Raw genomic sequence first — 17,388 nt, 5'->3', positions numbered from 1 at the left:
GTTCACCCTTCGGGTGCCTGGGCCGGCTGCTTTCCTGTTAGCTTGGAATTGCCTTGCAAGTGGCAGCCGCGCAGTGATTACTGCGCCGCAGTATGGCCGAACGTCCGGCGAGCCCGATCGGGCTGGGTCACCCCTCCGGCGCCGTTGCGGGACCGTGTGGAGCGATCATGACCAAAGCCGTGTTGGGGATCATCGGTGGATCCGGGATCTACGATCTGCCGGGCCTGGAAAATGTCCGCGAGGAGGCGATCACAAGCCCCTGGGGCGAGCCGTCGGCGCCGCTCCGACGCGGCGAGATGGCGGGGCTGCCGATCGTGTTCCTGCCGCGCCACGGCCATGGACACGCCCTGTCGCCGTCCGACATCAACTATCGCGCCAATGTCGATGTGCTGAAGCGGGCAGGGGTCACCGACCTCGTCGCGCTGTCCGCGTGCGGCTCGTTCAAGGAAGAGCTGCCGCCGGGCACGTTTGTATTGGTCGACCAGTTCGTCGATCGCACCCACAACCGCGAGAGCTCGTTCTTCGGCAAGGGCTGCGTCGCGCATGTCTCGATGGCGCATCCGGTGTCGCCGTTGCTGGCGAGGCATCTCGCCGCCGCTGCCGAGGCCGAAGACATCGCGTTCGCCCGCGGCGGCACCTACCTCTGCATGGAGGGGCCGCAGTTCTCCTCGCTCGCCGAAAGCCTGACCTACAAGGCGCAGGGCTATTCGGTGATCGGCATGACCAACATGCCGGAAGCCAAGCTCGCCCGCGAGGCCGAGATCTGCTACGCCAGCGTGGCGATGGTCACCGATTTCGATTGCTGGCATCCGGCGCATGATGCCGTGACGGTGCAGGATATCATCCGTGTGCTGAATTCGAACGCCGAGAAAGCAAAGGCGCTTGTCGCGCGGCTGGCGCGGGATTTCCCTCGCGAGCACGAGCCGTGCCCGGTCGGTTCGGATCGGGCACTTGATACCGCGCTGATCACGGCGCCCGCGGCCCGTGATCCGCAGCTGCTGGCCAAGCTCGATGCCGTCGCCGGACGGGTGTTACGGTCGTGAGCAAGTCCTCTAGCGAGCGCGCGACGCGAAGGGCGTAGGACATGAAAGTCGATGGACGACATTTTCGCAGCATCTGGCTCGAGCCCGACGGCTGGTCGGTCGGCGCGATCGATCAGCGCCGGTTGCCGCATGAATTCATCGTCGCCAAACTCACCACTGCGGACGAGGCCGGCGAGGCGATCCGCTCGATGCTGGTTCGCGGCGCGCCGCTGATCGGCGCGACCGCAGCCTATGGCATGGCGCTCGCGATGCGCGCCGATGCCTCCGATGCGGCGCTCGAGCGCGCCGGCAAGATGCTGCTTGCGACCCGGCCGACCGCGATCAATCTGAAATGGGCCGTTGACGAGATGCAGCGCGCGCTGGCGCCGCTCGCGGCTTCGGCCCGCGCCGAGGCGGCCTATGCCCGCGCGCGCGAGATCGCCGATGAGGATGTCGAGATCAACCGCGAGATCGGCCGCCACGGGTTCGGCCTGATCGAGACGATCGCCGCGACCAAGAAGGCGGGCGAGGTGGTGAACGTCCTGACGCATTGCAACGCCGGTTGGCTTGCAACCGTGGATTGGGGAACGGCGACATCGCCGATCTACCAGGCGCACGATCGCGGCATTCCGGTCCATGTCTGGGTCGACGAGACGCGTCCGCGCAATCAGGGCGCTTCGCTCACCGCCTGGGAACTCGGGCACCACGGCGTGCCGCACACCGTGATCCCCGACAACACCGGCGGCCATTTGATGCAGCATCGCATGGTCGATCTCGCGATCGTCGGGACCGATCGCGTCGCCGCCAATGGCGATGTCTGCAACAAGATCGGGACCTATCTGAAAGCGCTCGCGGCCCACGACAACAGCGTGCCGTTCTATGTTGCGCTGCCGTCACCGACCATCGACTTTAGTATCGATGACGGTGTCAGGCAGATTCCGATCGAGCAGCGCGCGGCCGACGAGGTGACGCACCTCACGGGACGCACGGCGGATGGCCGGATCGAGACCGTGCGCGTGGTTCCGGACGGCTCGTCGGTCGCCAATTTCGGCTTCGACGTGACGCCGGCGCGGCTTGTGACCGGATTGATCACCGAGCGCGGCGTTCTCAAGCCGGAGCGTGCTGCACTTGCGAGCGCCTTTCCCGAGCGTTCCACCGTTTAGCTGAAGGCTGCATTGACGGTGGTTGCATCTGCACGCTATCCCAATCGTTGCCCTCGCAACCCTGACCGTCTCATCCATGTCAAATACCGAACTTGAGATCGTCGTCGACGATCCGACCGCACCTGAAGACAACTCGCCGGCGGTCGTCAGCACCGGCGTCGTCGACGTCGTCGTGTCGCTGCTTCTGCTTGCGCTCGCCGTGGTGCTCGGCTGGGACAATTGGCGCACCGGTGCGTCGTGGGACTCGACCGGGCCGCAACCGGGCTATTTTCCGTTCTACCTCTCGGTCATCCTCGGCGGTGCCAGCCTCTATGGTCTCGGCGCGGCCTTCCTCTCGCGCCGGGAAGCCGCCGAGACCTTTGTCACCCGGTCCCAGCTTCGCCGGGTGATGGCGGTGTTCGTGCCGACATTGCTGTTCTGCCTCGCCACCCAATATCTCGGCCTCTATGTCGCGAGCTTTCTCCTGATCGCAGGCTTCATGCGCCTCGTCGGCAAGATCGCGCTGTGGAAGTCGCTGCTCACCGCCTTCGTCTTCACCGCCGTGATGTTCGTGACCTTCGACATCGTCTTCGACGTCATCATGCCGAAGGGACCGCTCGAAGCGGCTCTCGGCCGCTAGCGAACCGACAGGATTTCGAAACATGGAAGCTTTCGGTCTCCTGCTGCACGGCTTTGTCGTCCTTCTAACGTGGAAGACGCTGCTCTTGATGATGGTCGGGCTGGTGCTCGGCATCTTTGTCGGCGTGCTGCCCGGGCTTGGCGGCCCCAACGGGGTGGCGATCCTGCTGCCGCTGACCTTCACGATGGATCCGACCTCCGCCATCGTGATGCTGTCGTGCATCTACTGGGGCGCGTTGTTCGGCGGCGCCATCACCTCGATCCTGTTCAATATTCCGGGCGAAGCCTGGTCGGTCGCGACCACGTTCGACGGCTATCCGATGGCGCAGCAGGGCAGGGCGGCCGAAGCGCTCACCGCGGCGTTCACCTCCTCCTTCGTCGGTTCGCTGGTCGCGGTGCTGCTGATCACCTTCCTGGCGCCGATGATCTCGTCGTTTGCGCTGAGGTTCGGCCCACCGGAATTCTTCGCCGTCTATCTCCTGACCTTCTGTTCCTTCGTCGGCCTCGGCCGCGAGGCCAAGCACAAGACTGTCATCTCGATGTCGCTCGGGCTGCTGCTCGCCGGCGTCGGCATGGATACGGTGTCCGGGCAGCTGCGCATGACGTTTGGCTCCGCGGAACTCTTGCGCGGCATCAACTTCCTTGTCGCGGTCATCGGCCTGTTCGGCATCAGCGAGATCCTGCTCACAATGGAGGAACGCCTCGCGCTGCGCGGACACGCCGCCAGCATCAGCCCGCGCGTTGTGCTCTCGGTGTGGAAGGACCTGCCGAAATACTGGGTGACGCTGCTGCGCTCGTCGGTGATCGGCTGCTGGCTCGGCATCACGCCGGGCGGCGCGATCGCGGCCTCCTTCATGGGCTATAACCTCGCCAAGCGCTTCGCCAAGGATCAGGAGAGCTTTGGCAAGGGCCGTATCGAGGGCGTGTTCGCGCCCGAGACCGCCGCTCATGCCTCGGGCACCTCGGCGCTGTTGCCGATGCTGGCGCTCGGCATTCCCGGCTCGGGGACCGCTGCGATCCTGCTCGGCGGCTTGATGGTGTGGGGCCTCAACCCGGGGCCGCTGCTGTTCGTCGAGCACAAGGATTTCGTCTGGGGCCTGATCGCCTCGATGTATCTCGGCAATGTCGTCGGCCTGGTGCTGGTGCTGACCACGGTGCCGATCTTCGCCTCGATCCTGCGCGTGCCGTTCGCGGCCGTAGCCCCGATGATCGCGGTGTCCTGCGCGATCGGCGCCTATGCGATCCAGAACGCGATGTTCGATATCTGGCTGATGCTGGGCTTCGGCGTCGTCGGCTATGTCTTCAAGAAGATCGGGATCCCGCTCGCGCCGTTCACCCTCGCATTGGTGCTCGGCAACCGCGCCGAGGATGCGTTCCGCCTCTCGATGATCGGCTCCGGCGGCGACATGAAGGTGTTCTGGTCGAACGGACTGGTCGGCTCGATCACGACGTTGGCAATCGTGCTGCTGTTTTGGCCCTTGATCGATGGTTTGGTCGGCCGTGTCAGTTGGAGGCAGCGGAGCAAAACGGAGACACCATGAGAACTGAATTAGATCAGTGTCCCAGTTCTCTTATGTCGCGATGGTCTTATCCAGGCGCGTCGTCATTGGTTCCAAATGTTGCCGCTGCGCGATGCCGGCCAGACAAGCTCTGGATGCGTGTAGTCCTTCCTGCTCAGATGGTTGGTGATGACGCTGGGCCACCACTAAACCGAACCACCTTCTGCCCCTTACGAAACATAGTTCATCTCCTGTATGAATTATTGGCCAAGCTGGCGTGCGTTACCCCACGTGTGCGGATGCGAGAGCGTCGGCGCATCACGAGCCAAACGACGAACTCAATCACGCCGTAAACCGAAACCAGCGCGGCGAACGTCACTGCAAAGCCGGACCGAACGCGATGAAAATCTCGGACAGCTCCGTTTAACGTCAACAGCGCCTGTATTGACCGCAATTTCAAATTCGAAAATGTGTACGCGGAAGGTCCCCCGGGGCTCGGTACGCTTCCACAGAAGTTGCTCGACGTGTCCGACAACGTGACGCTAGGCTCGATCAAATCATTCAATGAAGTCGGAACGCCAGGCGCGTCAGGCTACGCCGCCTATCGGCGCTTACCCAACGGCGGTTTGCATATTTGGGGACTAACCACAGCCGCGGGCGCCACCAATACAGCGGTAACCTCTCCGGCCGCCTTCACGGCAGTTCCGACTATCGTATGCAGCAGCACCGCTGGCGGTACAACGAGTCCCGTGAACGCAGTTTCCGCTGCCACTTCAGGCTTCTCGATTAATAACACGGGAACGACGGTCGTTGTTGCCTGGTCCGCAACGGGCCACATTTAGTTACTTGAAGGAGCGGCCGAAGCTTCAGCGCGAGCAGGCTTCTCCATCAGTGCGTTCGTCAGGCCGATCAGGTCTGCAAACTGGTGTCTCGTCTCCATCGATAGGTTTCGGCGAATGTGGCCACCATCGCGGTACAGAAATTCGCCATTCAGATAGCCCTTACAGCCGGCCTTATCGCAAAGCGCGTCGCGCGGTATGACAGCGGCCACGTCAGATCGAGACGCGGCGATCTTCTTGAGCAGCGTGTCCGAAGTCACTGTGTGGGTCTTCATTTGCTGGATTTCTTTTGGATCGGGCGTGCACTCGCGGCGCCACAAGCCGTTAAGGTGCGCCATCGCGCACGGAATAGGATCAACTAAGTGTTGCGGAACCGTTCCTACCAAGACGAATCGACGGCCGCGTCTCGCCGTCTTCGCCATGAGGTCCTCTATTCCGGCCTCTATCAGGCCAGATCCGCTCAATTCTCCAAGCGTCCCGTCTTGGAGCGCAATCGCTGGATAGTAAGCCCACGCAGAAGCGAGAACTATGAGGTCAATTGAAGGATCGCTGTTGATGAGCTCAATCGCTTTGCGGCGTTGTTCAGCGCACTGCGTCCGGTAGTTCGGAATACCGGTATACGTTCGGTAAATATGCTCGTTGAAGAACGCCGGGCATGTCTCGTAAAGGAGCCACCCCATATCTGGCTGCGCGGCTTCCATGATCGGGGCGAAGTGCCCAGCGTGGCTATCGCCCCACAAGAATGCTTTCGAGCCAGCCTTCTTCCATGACTGGCCGAAGGTGCAGAACGAAGCGCCTAAGGTCTTCTCTGGTTCGTACTTGCATGGCCATTCCCACATCGCATCAAGGCTGCGCATCGAATAGACGGCAGGTGCGATGCGTTCCGGAAGTCCGTCGGCGCTGTTTACATACATCCCGAGGCAAAAGACGGCCATTCCCGTCGCGAGTCCTGTCTGTACTGTCCGCGTCGGCAACCAGCGGCGTTGCCGGAAAGGTTTCTCGACGAAGCGAAACGACACCACTGCTAAGCCGATCGAGACGGCTGCGAGCACGACTGCCTCTAGGCGGCTTGGCTCGGCGTTATTGATGTAATGGCGGAACAGCACCCACACGGGCCAATGCCAGAGATACAGGCTGTAGGAAATCAGCCCGATCGGACGCAACTTGCCGAGCCAATAGCTGAACCTTGGTTCGTCCCGACGCGGCCAGATTACGAGCGCAGCGCCGACGCATGGGTAGACCGCGGCCGCGCCTGGGAAAGCACTGGCGCTGACAAAGATGAAGCCGGCGCCAATCAACGCGAGACCGGTCGCGATTGCCACGGCGCCGAGGCGTTGCGAAAGAGGGGGCAGGAACACGAGCAACGCGCCGAGTGCGAGCTCCCACGCGCGCGGCAGCACCAGATAGAATGCGCCCTTGGGATCCGCGTCGAGCCAGAGCAGGCTCGCGCCGAAACCGATCACAACTGCGGTGCCGATGATGGCGGCGAGGTCGATCCGCTTTCGACCGGTAGCGACGAGGGCCAAGAGCAGCGGCCACGCCAGATAGAATTGCTCCTCGACACCAAGCGACCAGGTGTGAAGGAGCGGCATTAAATCGGAACTTTGGTCGAAATAGCCGGTGTTCGACAGGAAGAAGAAGTTCGAAGCGCCGAATGCCGCGTAGGCGGCGCTGGCGGCCATCGCCTTGTAGTCGCCGGGCAGCAAGAGGAACTTGCCGAGCAATAAGACGGTCAACAAAACTACAGCCAACGCGGGCACAATGCGTCGAATGCGACGGTCGTAGAAGTTGAGGATAGAGAAGGTGCCGCTTGCGATCTCGCCAGCGAGTTGCTGCGTTATCAGGAACCCGCTGATTACGAAGAAAACATCGACGCCGGTAAAGCCGCCCGGCAGAGCTGCATTGTAATGGAAGGCCAACACAGACAGTACGGCGATGGCCCGCAAGCCATCGATGTCAGCGCGGTATTTCAAGATTAGTGCCCGCCCGTTCTTAACTGGGTGCGGCAACTTACTCGGCACAACCCGCCCGAGCAAGCGCTGAGCGTGACCACTAAGACACACCAAGCCGCCTTTCGGGCGGCTTTTTCTTTGAAAGGTGCCTCAATGACCGACCTCGCAGCTTGAAGGTGGCGAATGAGGCTCGCTGGGCCAAAGCCAAGCTGACCCGGAACTTTACCGGGAGCGCGCGAGCGCCTTCCTGAAAGCCGAGATGAAGAAAGCCGACGTGACCTACGCCGAGTTGGTCAAGCGGCTGAAGAAGCACGGCCTCAAGGATGAGACCGAAGCCGGGATCACTATGAAGGTGAAACGTGCATCGTTTTCGGCGATCTTCTTCCTTGCTTGCGTTGCAGCACTAGAACTTGAACAGGTGACGCTGGAAGAAATCTAGGCGGGGTCCTAGAGTTGCGGACATGTACCCGCGCTGGATGGAAATCGCTGGATACGTCTCTATCGCCATTGTCGGGGTATTGATCTTTCTCGTCGCGATTTTGGCCGAGGGATTATATGCCGCCATCGGCGAGATTGTCGGCTTGTTGTTGTTATTTGCCATTGCCCGCCTCAGTGGGGGCCCTTGGGGAGCAAAATGAGCACAGCAATCAAGGGCCGTTTGATCGGCTTAGCCGCGGTTGAGTTTGTAATAGGCGCTATGTGGCTGTTCGGTACTGTCAACCCGGCGGTTTTCGCCGTGCTGACGATTGGTCTGCCGGTACTGGCTCTGATGGTTGCTCTGCCAATAGTGTTGTTGATCCGGTCAAATCGCTCTTCTCAAAACAAGCCGACTTCAAATTTGAACTAGGCCAAGTGCTCCCGCCGGGGTGACACGCTTCTTTTGGCTTGTGGCGTTTGCGCCATAATACCGCGCTTCTAGCGGTGCCGTTAGTGCTTCGCTTCGATATTGATCTTCAAGAATGAAAATGGATCTTTTCTAGCAGCCAGAAGATCCAGGGCCTACGCGGAGGTATTCTAATCGACTGGAACGGGTCAACAGCTGCCGGTTCTACGGCGCGATATATGCGACCATTTGTGTTTGGATTACTGTTGTCGCTTGTCGAGAAATAGAGAAAAACCCAATCATCCTTCCGGTAGGAAAACCGACCGTGTCCTATGTCTCCAATTTCGATGTCCGCGCAGTGGGCCGGCCCGAGGGGATGGCCATCCTCGGTCAGTTCAAGTCGCGATTGATGGGGTGCTTCAGCGGTATCGGCTATTGCTCGCGAAACGGATGGCTGGTAGCGCCAAGCGTAGCCGCCATAGTACTCGAACGGCCCGTACATGATTGTTGGATCGGTGGGCGGTAGAGTGTCTAGATAGAGCCCGATCGGGATGTATATGACCAGCACCGCGGCGAGCGCGTGCCATTTGTTGATTTTCAGTATCCGCGTCGTCACGTCCTGAAGAGGGGGGGCCACGGGATTTCCAGGGTGGTCCGTAGACGAAAGGCTTTGAAGCGTCGGATCAAGTGCCCTGAAAATGGTCTGCCCCGAAGTTCTTCAGGCGTGTTCATGATCCGTGTCGTCATCTGAGTGCTATGCAAGCTGCGCGATGAGCCAAGTCAGATACATTGCGCCGACCGGCGGGAAGAGCATGGCAGAGCTTTTCAATAGAACGCCGGTGCATGTTACCCCACTGCACATTTCCCAATTAGAAAATATAAATTGTCCTGCCGCAAATAATCCAACTCCGAAGGAAAGTGTCGCTCGCTCGTCCGTTCCTATGGTCGCGTCTGAAATGACGTCAATAGTCTCTCGGACGCTATGCTCCAGGAACCACCAAGCCGGCCAAAAGAGTACGCACAAGGTCTGGCGTGCACCTAAGCGTCCTTCGTGCTTGCGGTAGAAGTGCCCCGCCGTGGCCAGTATGCCCAGCGCGTAGATAAGGAAAAATGGCGCGAGCAGCTTGAATGAAGGCATTGTTTTCCACCCAACAATAACTTTGGTCTATCAACACCTGCGCCGGTGGTCCCGTATCCGGCCCGGATTGCTCGTAACACGATGCAACTTAGAGAAGCATCTCCGCGAAATTACGAGAACGGGAAAAAATGGCAATTTACTCGCCCCGGTCCCGTTGAGTGGATAGCAGGCGCGGCAGCGGCGCCATCCGGGGGCGCGGCGCTGCAGCTTCCCCGTCTTCCCAAGTCTTCTCCGATCGCTTGTGCCGGGCCGCGGCAATAGACCCTATCAGCACCAGCGCGAGGCCCGCGGCGATCATGAGAGCCGGAACCATCTTCTCCCAATCAAAAAGCAGGGCACTCACTTGATAGCTATTTGGCATCATTTACGGCTTGCGCCCTCGCCTGAAGGCCGAGCAATTGAGCTTGGATCATGCTAATGCGATTGTTGACCTCTGCAATCAGTTTGTAGGTTCGGTCCAACTCAATGCTCTGCTGGGCTAGCCGCTGTTGCTCAATTCGACGCAACTCGAGTGTGGCATCTATCGCTGTCGAGCCCAATTGCCTTCGCTGCACCTCAGACAAGCCAATCGAGATGATATTAATAACGACGGCAGCAGTAACGATAGCTCGCGTAGAAATTGTCATGAACAGTTTCCTTGCCCGAGGCAGAAGATGCGCAATGACGGCAATCGAAGGCAGCAAGGCGATCAGATAGACCACAGCAGCAAAAGCGAACGGTGTGAGCCGGTCGCCACCAGCGCTGTATGACATACCGTGTAATTTTAGAGAATGACACCTCAATCAGGATCTCGCTGTGGGGGAGCCTTATCGAGTGCCCGCCGGGTACCTCCGTAGAGTTGAAACGACTCCGACAAACCCTGCTCGCGGCCCTCGCGAAAGGCAAATCGATATGTCGCCCGGACGCACAGTGCGAGGATCAAAATCGAAATTGCCGCGAGAATGAGCCAAGTCATCATGCAGGCCAGCCAATGGTAAGGCGTCGACCAACGTCGACGGCAGCTCGAACATAATAGCGGTGAAAGAGTTTTTTGAATATAAGGACTCCTATCCCTTGGCGGAGGCGGTCACTACCGTATTTTTACGGTGAATCGGTGAGCGGGAGTAAGCGTATGAGTGGGCGTGCGACTACTCGAAAAGAGTTCTATTATTGGGCATCGTTGTTGTTCAGTTTCTCTCCCCTCTGGATTCTTGTGGGACTTCTTATCTTTTTCAAATGGTGATTTCTATCTAGTCCGCAGACCCGCTGGTATGCGACCGGTGGTCTCGCTGTTGGGGAGCTCAAGTATTCGTCCGCGGTCAACCTTGGGATCCAAGTCTTCGGGTCGGATCTCGGCGGCACGACTCCGTTCGGCGCGTTCAGCTTTTCAATCGGTGCGGCGGTGAGTAGCACCGATACCCGAGTCGGTTCGATCGGGCGTCGAGCGTAAGTTCACCCGGAATTGGTCGGCGAAGCTCGAATACGCATTTCGGAAGTAAGACTTACTTCGTCGGAACCGCTAACCAGGCGGACGTCAGCTTTCCACAATCATATTCTGTGTGTCGGCTTCAACTATGCGTTCACTCCAACACCGGTCGTTGCAAATACTGACCTGCGCAGCGCGAACTCCCTTCGATGTCCGACAATCTTGCCGGGCATTGTTGTTTCTGACCTGGCTCACACCACCTTGGCGTCCCTGAGCTTTGCAATCTCGTCGGAGCCGAAGCCGAACTCTTTCAGCACCTCGTCGGTCTGTTCGCCGAATTCCGGCGGCCGCACCACCATCTTGCTCGGCGTGCGCGACAGCGTCACGGGCTGGCCGACCAGGCGGATGTGGCGGTCCTCATCGTTCGGCACGTCTTGCGCGATGCCGAGATGCTTGACCTGCGCGTCCTCGAACATCTGGTCGATGGCATAGATCGGCCCGCAGGGCACGCCGGCCTCGTTGAGCTCGCGGACCCAGGTCTCGGTCGACTTCGTCACGGTGCACCTCTCGATCTCGGCGTTGAGCGCGTCGCGGTTTTTTGAACGGGCAGAGGCCGTCGCGTAGTCGGGATGGCCAAAGAGCTCCGGCGCACCGATCGCCTGCGCGCAACGCTCCCAGATCCGCCCGCCCGTGGTGGCGATGTTGATGTAGCCGTCCGAGGTCTTGAACACGCCGGTCGGGATCGAGGTCGGGTGGTTGTTGCCGGCCTGCTTGGCCACCTCTCTCTCCATCAGCCAGCGCGCGGCCTGGAAGTCGAGCATGAAGATCTGTGCCTGGAGCAGCGAGGTCTGCACCCACTGGCCCTTGCCGGAGACCTCGCGCTCGAGGAGCGCGGTGAGAATGCCCATGGCGCAGAACAGGCCCGCCGTGAGGTCGGCGACGGGAATGCCAACTCGCATCGGTCCTCCGCCCGGCGCGCCGGTGATCGACATCAGCCCGCCTATGCCCTGCGCGATCTGATCGAAGCCCGGCCGCTTGTGATAGGGGCCGTCCTGGCCGAAGCCGGAGATACTGCCATAGACGATGCGCGGGTTGATCGCGGCGAGGCTCTCATAGTCGATGCCGAGCTTCCTCTTCACGTCGGGGCGGAAATTCTCGACCACGACGTCGGCCTTGGCGGCGAGGCGCTTGAAAACGGCGAGCCCGCGATCGTCTTTCAGGTTCAGCGTCATGGCCCGCTTGTTGCGGTGCAGATTCTGAAAGTCGGAACCCCGCCGGGGGCCGCCCGGCTGCTCGCCACCGGCATCCTCGGTCAGCGCGTCGATCTTGATGACATTGGCGCCCCAATCCGCGAGCTGCCGCACGCAGGTCGGCCCGGAGCGGACCCGGGTCAGATCGAGCACGGTGAAGCGTGACAGGGCTACCGAGGCATGCGGAAAGGGCATCGTGAAAGGGCTCCGGGACAGATTGCGAGCCTACCATAGCGCCGAAAGACCCCGCGGCAAGCCGGGGCCAGCGCGGATGCCGCCTGTCGAAATGCAATGGCTGGCGCGGTTTGCTGCGGTGCGTGAAGGGATCAGCGCGACAGGCGCTTCAGTTCCGCACGCACCCTCTCGGCCAGCGGGTCATCGCCGTGGCGCGCGATGAAAAGCTCAAAGGCCTCCCGCGTTCCTTTCCGGCGGGCGGCTTCGTATTCCTCGGCCACCGCGGCAGCAGGATCGCGGGCCATTGGCATGATGGGCGAGCGTCCCGGCTTGCCGCTGTCATCCGCATTGGCCTTCTCCACCATGACGGGCTGTCCTCCGAACTGCGCGTGATTGAATCCGGCGAGCGCCGCAAGGGCGCCAAACAGGCCGGCCGCGAGTGAAGATCGTTTCATGAAACTCTTGAAATTACCGACGCCGCGGGAACCGAGGTTCTTGCTTGCGCCTCGTATGAGTACGGGGTTTGATAGCTAACAGCGCAATTATGGCAGAGGTCCGGGCGCTCTCGCCGCATTTAAACCAAACGTTCAACTCTCTAGCTAGAATCATCTGTTAGCGCCTCGCATCGGATGGGCTTGCTGCTTCGGAGTTTCCCTTTGGCTACCGCTGTCACGGTCACCAAGACCAACGACGCCGACATAGACGGCCTGCTGTCGGGCTACAAATGGTCGGGCCCGATAACCTATAGTTTCCCGGATTCGCCCAGCGACTACGCCAATCCGTACGCTGGCGGCAGCAGCGAGCCGACCACGTCGGGCTTTGCCTCGGCGCCGACCCAAATGCAGGCTGCGATCAACTACGCCATTGGATTGATCAACGGCTACGCCAACGCCAACATCCAATACGCGGGCACGAACGGCGCCGACATCATGATCGCGCAATCGCCGTCGGCTAACCCGACTTCCTACGCCTACTACCCCGGCAATTATGCGTCCGGCGGCGACATCTGGTTCGGGACCCAATACAATTACTCGCTCGCCAAGCTTGGCAACTACTATTTCACGACCGCGCTCCACGAACTCGGCCACGCCGTTGGTCTCAAGCACAGCCAGGAGACCGGCGGAGTTGCCAACGTGGCCGTGCCGAGCGCACATGACGACAGCGAATACACCGTCATGAGCTATCGCAGCTATGTCGGGGCGTCCGCGACGAGCGGCTACACCAATGAGGCCTATGGATATCCGCAGACCTTTATGGCCAACGATATCCTCGCGCTCCAGACGATGTACGGCGCGAACTTCACGACCCAGAGCAGCAACACTGTCTACACCTGGAATCCGACCACGGGGCAGGAGTTCATCAACGGTGTCGGGCAGCTCGCGCCCGGCGGGGGCGTCGGCGGCTCGGCCGACCGGATCTACGAGACTGTGTGGGACGGCGGCGGCGTCGACACCTACGATCTGTCGAACTACACGACGAACCTGAGCATCAACCTCAACCCCGGTGCGTCGTCGGTATTCTCCTCCGTTCAACTGGCCTATCTTGGCGATGGCCATTACGCATCGGGCAACGTCTACAACGCCTATCTCTATAACGGCGACGCGCGTTCCTACATCGACAATGCCAACGGCGGGTCCGGCAACGACACGATCTTGGGCAACGCAATTGGCAACGTCCTGAACGGCGGCTCGGGCAACGATACGATCACCGGCGGCGGCGGCAACGACACCATCTTCGGCGGCTCCGGCACCGACACCGCTGTGTATTTGGGCAACAGGGCGAACTACACAGTTAGCTACAACGCAAGTTCGCAGACCTTCACGATAAGCGACCAGCGCGCCGGTTCACCGGAGGGCATTGATAACGTCACTGGCGTTGAGTATTTCCAGTTTGCCGATCGCACGATCGCGGGCTCCTCGGTGATCCCGCCGATCGTCATCGAAGCCGCCGGCTCGACCAAATTGGACCAGATCGGCAACAACTATTTTCTCGATCCGGTCAGCGGCGGTACAGGCCCATCAGTCAAATATGCCGGGACGCCTTTTGATGCATCCACTCAGGTTGGAGCCTGGACGCCGATCGGGGCGGAGCAGACGGCAAACGGATATCAGATTGCGTGGAAGGTGATCGGTTCGGATCAGTACTTGGTCTGGAACGCCGACAGCAACGGCAACTATGTCTCCTCTGCGACCGCGGTTGTCTCAGGAAGCAGTACAATCCTTGAAGCATTTGAGAGCAGCTTCCATCAGGACCTCAACGCCGACGGCGTGAGCGGCATACCTGCGGCGAGCGTAACCGTGGTCGAAGCCGCTGGCTCGACCAAACTGGACCAGATCGGCAGCTACTATTTTCTCGATGCGGTCAGCGGCGGTACGGGCCCATCAGTCAAATATGCCGGGACGCCTTTTGATGCATCCACTCAGGTCGGAGCCTGGACGCCGATCGGGGCGGAGCAGACGGCAAACGGATATCAGATTGCGTGGAAGGTGATCGGTTCGGATCAGTACTTGGTCTGGAACGCCGACAGCAACGGCAACTACGTCTCCTCTGCGACCGCGGTTGTCTCAGGAAGCAGTACAATCCTTGAAGCATTTGAGAGCAGCTTCCATCAGGACCTCAACGCCGACGGCGTGAGCGGCATACCTGCGGCGAGCGTAACCGTGGTCGAAGCCGCCGGCTCGACCAAACTGGACCAGATCGGCAGCTACTATTTTCTCGATGCGGTCAGCGGCGATACGGGCCCATCAGTCAAATATGCCGGGACGCCTTTTGATGCATCCACTCAGGTCGGAGCCTGGACGCCGATCGGGGCGGAGCAGACGGCAAACGGATATCAGATTGCGTGGAAGGTGATCGGTTCGGATCAGTACTTGGTCTGGAACGCCGACAGCAACGGCAACTACGTCTCCTCTGCGACCGCGGTTGTCTCAGGAAGCAGTACAATCCTTGAAGCATTTGAGAGCAGCTTCCATCAGGACCTCAACGCCGACGGCGTGAGCGGCATACCTGCGGCGAGCGTAACCGTGGTCGAAGCCGCTGGCTCGACCAAACTGGACCAGATCGGCAGCTACTATTTTCTCGATGCGGTCAGCGGCGGTACGGGCCCATCAGTCAAATATGCCGGGACGCCTTTTGATGCATCCACTCAGGTCGGAGCCTGGACGCCGATCGGGGCGGAGCAGACGGCAAACGGATATCAGATTGCGTGGAAGGTGATCGGTTCGGATCAGTACTTGGTCTGGAACGCCGACAGCAACGGCAACTACGTCTCCTCTGCGACCGCGGTTGTCTCAGGAAGCAGTACAATCCTTGAAACATTTGAGAGCAGCTTCCATCAGGACCTCAACGCCGACGGCGTGAGCGGCATACCTGCGGCGAGCGTAACCGTGGTCGAAGCCGCTGGCTCGACCAAACTGGACCAGATCGGCAGCTACTATTCTCTCGATGCCGTCAGCGGCGGTACGGGCCCATCAGTCAAACATGCCGGGACGCCTTTTGCTGCATCCACTCAGGTCGGAGCCTGGACGCCGACCGGGGCGGAGCAGACGGCAAACGGATATGAAATTGCTTGGAAAGTTTCGGGCGCCGATCGGCATACCGTTTGGAACACGGACAGCAGCGGCAACGCCATCTCGGATACTATTGGTGTGGTGTCCGGAAGTAGCGCCGCGCTGGAACACTTGGAGCCAAGTGTCCAACAGCACTTGGATGGCAACGGAGTGATTGGCATTTCCACGCTTATGATTGCTGTAACCGGCCAGACATCGGTGACTCCATGTCCTGCATCGCAAGGGGCCTGGATCGCAGCTGGCAATGATAGTTTCGTATTTCACCGGGACATCGATGGGGGCGGTGTAGTGAATGCCGGAAGCGCGGAAATTGTCGCACCTGATGGATTTTCTTTGGTTACTGCCTGTAAACAGCTGATGGAGCTCTTGCACGAAACGCCGAGCGATCAATCCCACGCCATGTCTGAGTTAGGGAGCGATTTTCATGATGCCGTCATGGGGCGGGATACAACCAACGTACGTATGGCCGACCTGAACACGGGCTACTTCATTGTCCATTAGGTGTTTTGTCCCGAGCTTTGATGGTGCATCCTTATCGCACGATTCGAAGGAAGCGCTATGGGACAAGTTTTACACGGCTGCGCCAGGACGACGGAGGCAGTCCGTCGAGCAATACAGAATAGTCAAGAGAGCCTGAGAACACTCGCCAAGCGCTACGGGATCAACCAGAAGACTGTCGCGAAGTGGAAGCAGCGCGACACCGTCGCTGATCTTCCGACTGGCCCAAAGGAAGCCAAGTCGACTACCCTTTCCATCGAGGAGGAGGCGATCATCGTCGCTTTCCGGCGGCATACGCTATTGCCGCTCGACGATTGCCTCTATGCGCTGCAGCCGACCATCCCGCATCTGACGCGATCATCCCTGCATCGCTGCCTCCAGCGCCACGGCATCAGCCGATTGCCGGAGGTCGAAGGCAGCAAGCCTCCGAAGAAAAAGTTCAAGGCTTACCCGATCGGTTATTTCCACATTGACATTGCTGAGCTCCAGACCGCTGAAGGCAAGCTCTACCTCTACGTCGCGATCGATCGCACCAGTAAGTTCGCCTTCGTGCAATTGGTCAGCAAGACGGGAAGGACCTCCGCCGCGGCCTTCCTCAAAGCTCTAATCGCGGCTGTCCCCTACAAGATCCACACGGTTCTCACCGACAATGGGATCCAGTTCACCTTCCCGCCGCGCTACGCAGACGGCCCGACGGCAAGATATGTGACACATATGTTCGATATGCGCTGCCAAGAGAATGGCATCGAACATCGGCTGACTAAGATCAAGCATCCCTGGACCAATGGCCAGGTCGAACGCATGAACCGCACGATCAAGGAAGCGACCGTCCAACGCTATCACTACGATCGACACGATCAGCTCGAAGCTCACCTTGCCGACTTCATCAACGCCTACAACTACGCTCGGCGGCTCAAGACCCTGAAGGGTCTCACTCCTTACGAATACATCTGCAAATCCTGGACTTCCCAGCCAGAACGATTCAAACTCAACCCGCTCCAGAAAATGCCGGGACTAAACAATTAGGCCGTGTGGACAGTTGCCTTAGCCAGAGCGGAGCGGTAGCGATCGTTAAGATGGCGAAGTAATTTCGGGCGGTTTTTCGTAGCGCGTTGCGACGCGCCTGAACTGCTGCAGTTTTGAGAAGCAGCGTTCGATCACGTGACGCTCGGCATGGAGAGGCTTGTTGAACGGATGTTTGATTGCCCATGAGGGGGCGAGATGGCTTGTGTGCCTTTTGCGCCGATGGCGGATCGCAACGCATCCGAATCGTAGGTCGCATCGCCGTCAGCACATTGGCTGAGAGCCCCTCGATGAGCGGTTGGGCTTGAGGCGCTTCGCCAGCTTGACCTGCCGTTAGGTCGATGGCTGTTCTGCTGCGCGCGCTCGCCGTCAGCGCGCGGCTGCGACAATTGGCGTACAGGCGCGTCCCGGGATG

15 protein-coding genes and 1 pseudogene are annotated in these 17,388 nt (G+C 59.9%); 10 read left to right on the top strand and 6 right to left on the bottom strand.

Annotated elements, in window-relative coordinates; all coding sequences use genetic code 11:
- Window positions 1-167: 167 nt before the first annotated feature.
- The 4 genes from ACVWY5_RS23815 (at window position 168) to ACVWY5_RS23800 (ending at window position 4,344) form a co-directional block, all read left to right on the top strand.
- Window positions 168-1,043, top strand: a complete 876-nt coding sequence (locus tag ACVWY5_RS23815) for an S-methyl-5'-thioadenosine phosphorylase (RefSeq protein ID WP_028337730.1) — start codon at window positions 168-170, stop codon at window positions 1,041-1,043.
- Window positions 1,044-1,084: 41 nt separating this feature from the next.
- The gene (mtnA, locus tag ACVWY5_RS23810) at window positions 1,085-2,185 is read left to right on the top strand and encodes an S-methyl-5-thioribose-1-phosphate isomerase (RefSeq protein WP_028337729.1); all 1,101 of its coding nucleotides are present in this window, start codon (window positions 1,085-1,087) and stop codon (window positions 2,183-2,185) included.
- A 76-nt stretch (window positions 2,186-2,261) separates the two neighbouring features.
- The gene (locus ACVWY5_RS23805; RefSeq protein ID WP_028337728.1) at window positions 2,262-2,804 is read left to right on the top strand and encodes a tripartite tricarboxylate transporter TctB family protein; all 543 of its coding nucleotides are present in this window, start codon (window positions 2,262-2,264) and stop codon (window positions 2,802-2,804) included.
- Between the two features lie 22 nt (window positions 2,805-2,826).
- A complete protein-coding gene (locus ACVWY5_RS23800; RefSeq protein WP_028337727.1) occupies window positions 2,827-4,344 on the top strand; it encodes a tripartite tricarboxylate transporter permease in 1,518 nt (505 codons plus the stop codon).
- Between the two features lie 796 nt (window positions 4,345-5,140).
- Here the strand turns inward: ACVWY5_RS23800 and ACVWY5_RS23795 are convergent.
- Window positions 5,141-7,114, bottom strand: a complete 1,974-nt coding sequence (locus ACVWY5_RS23795) for an acyltransferase family protein (protein ID WP_051376378.1) — start codon at window positions 7,112-7,114, stop codon at window positions 5,141-5,143.
- A gap of 172 nt (window positions 7,115-7,286) precedes the next feature.
- On the opposite strand from ACVWY5_RS23795, the gene ACVWY5_RS23790 reads away from it, so the two are divergent.
- The 3 genes from ACVWY5_RS23790 to ACVWY5_RS23780 are packed head-to-tail and all read left to right on the top strand — an operon-like array spanning window position 7,287 to window position 7,940.
- A complete protein-coding gene (locus tag ACVWY5_RS23790) occupies window positions 7,287-7,532 on the top strand; it encodes a DUF6471 domain-containing protein (RefSeq protein ID WP_028337726.1) in 246 nt (81 codons plus the stop codon).
- 22 nt (window positions 7,533-7,554) lie between these two features.
- Window positions 7,555-7,731, top strand: a complete 177-nt coding sequence (locus ACVWY5_RS23785) for a hypothetical protein (protein WP_321177151.1) — start codon at window positions 7,555-7,557, stop codon at window positions 7,729-7,731.
- Complete coding sequence (locus tag ACVWY5_RS23780; protein ID WP_028337725.1) at window positions 7,728-7,940, top strand: hypothetical protein; 213 nt, start codon at window positions 7,728-7,730, stop codon at window positions 7,938-7,940. The genes ACVWY5_RS23785 and ACVWY5_RS23780 overlap by 4 nt, the downstream gene beginning before the upstream one ends.
- Before the next feature lie 106 nt (window positions 7,941-8,046).
- Here ACVWY5_RS23780 and ACVWY5_RS23775 read toward each other — a convergent pair whose 3' ends face one another.
- The 5 genes from ACVWY5_RS23775 to ACVWY5_RS23755 all read right to left on the bottom strand — a co-directional run bounded on the left by ACVWY5_RS23775 (window position 8,047) and on the right by ACVWY5_RS23755 (window position 12,338).
- Window positions 8,047-8,553 (bottom strand): hypothetical protein, encoded by a 507-nt coding sequence (locus tag ACVWY5_RS23775; protein ID WP_321177150.1) that lies wholly within the window; start codon window positions 8,551-8,553, stop codon window positions 8,047-8,049.
- Window positions 8,554-8,670: 117 nt separating this feature from the next.
- Complete coding sequence (locus ACVWY5_RS23770) at window positions 8,671-9,054, bottom strand: hypothetical protein (protein ID WP_028337724.1); 384 nt, start codon at window positions 9,052-9,054, stop codon at window positions 8,671-8,673.
- Between the two features lie 350 nt (window positions 9,055-9,404).
- Window positions 9,405-9,806 carry a hypothetical protein gene (locus ACVWY5_RS23765; RefSeq protein ID WP_028337722.1) on the bottom strand — a complete coding sequence of 134 codons (402 nt, stop codon included), beginning with the start codon at window positions 9,804-9,806 and terminating at the stop codon, window positions 9,405-9,407.
- Between the two features lie 904 nt (window positions 9,807-10,710).
- Window positions 10,711-11,904, bottom strand: a complete 1,194-nt coding sequence (locus tag ACVWY5_RS23760) for a CaiB/BaiF CoA transferase family protein (RefSeq protein ID WP_028337721.1) — start codon at window positions 11,902-11,904, stop codon at window positions 10,711-10,713.
- Window positions 11,905-12,035: 131 nt separating this feature from the next.
- Window positions 12,036-12,338 (bottom strand): hypothetical protein, encoded by a 303-nt coding sequence (locus ACVWY5_RS23755; protein ID WP_028337720.1) that lies wholly within the window; start codon window positions 12,336-12,338, stop codon window positions 12,036-12,038.
- A gap of 201 nt (window positions 12,339-12,539) precedes the next feature.
- Here ACVWY5_RS23755 and ACVWY5_RS23750 point away from each other — a divergent pair.
- From ACVWY5_RS23750 to ACVWY5_RS23740, 3 genes and pseudogenes are all read left to right on the top strand, one after another.
- Window positions 12,540-15,263: pseudogene (locus tag ACVWY5_RS23750) on the top strand (M10 family metallopeptidase C-terminal domain-containing protein); the annotation flags it as partial.
- Complete coding sequence (locus ACVWY5_RS23745; protein WP_456671777.1) at window positions 15,240-15,953, top strand: hypothetical protein; 714 nt, start codon at window positions 15,240-15,242, stop codon at window positions 15,951-15,953. The pseudogene ACVWY5_RS23750 and the gene ACVWY5_RS23745, both read left to right, overlap by 24 nt.
- Window positions 15,954-16,010: 57 nt before the next feature.
- Window positions 16,011-16,976, top strand: a complete 966-nt coding sequence (locus tag ACVWY5_RS23740; RefSeq protein ID WP_431014816.1) for an IS481 family transposase — start codon at window positions 16,011-16,013, stop codon at window positions 16,974-16,976.
- Window positions 16,977-17,388 lie beyond the last annotated feature (412 nt).

The organism is Bradyrhizobium sp. USDA 3256, from assembly GCF_054058275.1.
Note: the sequence above shows the minus strand (reverse complement) of the source record. Positions and strands in the feature narration are given on the sequence as shown.

Excerpts from the sequence above, each read along its gene's own strand:
- ACVWY5_RS23755 (WP_028337720.1), bottom strand. The coding sequence starts at position 12,338 with ATGAAACGATCTTCACTCGCGGCCGGCCTGTTTGGCGCCCTTGCGGCG.
- ACVWY5_RS23800 (WP_028337727.1), top strand. The coding sequence starts at position 2,827 with ATGGAAGCTTTCGGTCTCCTGCTGCACGGCTTTGTCGTCCTTCTAACG.
- ACVWY5_RS23785 (WP_321177151.1), top strand. The coding sequence starts at position 7,555 with ATGTACCCGCGCTGGATGGAAATCGCTGGATACGTCTCTATCGCCATT.
- ACVWY5_RS23770 (WP_028337724.1), bottom strand. The coding sequence starts at position 9,054 with ATGCCTTCATTCAAGCTGCTCGCGCCATTTTTCCTTATCTACGCGCTG.
- ACVWY5_RS23780 (WP_028337725.1), top strand. The coding sequence starts at position 7,728 with ATGAGCACAGCAATCAAGGGCCGTTTGATCGGCTTAGCCGCGGTTGAG.
- ACVWY5_RS23815 (WP_028337730.1), top strand. The coding sequence starts at position 168 with ATGACCAAAGCCGTGTTGGGGATCATCGGTGGATCCGGGATCTACGAT.
- mtnA (WP_028337729.1), top strand. The coding sequence starts at position 1,085 with ATGAAAGTCGATGGACGACATTTTCGCAGCATCTGGCTCGAGCCCGAC.
- ACVWY5_RS23740 (WP_431014816.1), top strand. The coding sequence starts at position 16,011 with ATGGGACAAGTTTTACACGGCTGCGCCAGGACGACGGAGGCAGTCCGT.
- ACVWY5_RS23805 (WP_028337728.1), top strand. The coding sequence starts at position 2,262 with ATGTCAAATACCGAACTTGAGATCGTCGTCGACGATCCGACCGCACCT.
- ACVWY5_RS23765 (WP_028337722.1), bottom strand. The coding sequence starts at position 9,806 with ATGTCATACAGCGCTGGTGGCGACCGGCTCACACCGTTCGCTTTTGCT.
- ACVWY5_RS23760 (WP_028337721.1), bottom strand. The coding sequence starts at position 11,904 with ATGCCCTTTCCGCATGCCTCGGTAGCCCTGTCACGCTTCACCGTGCTC.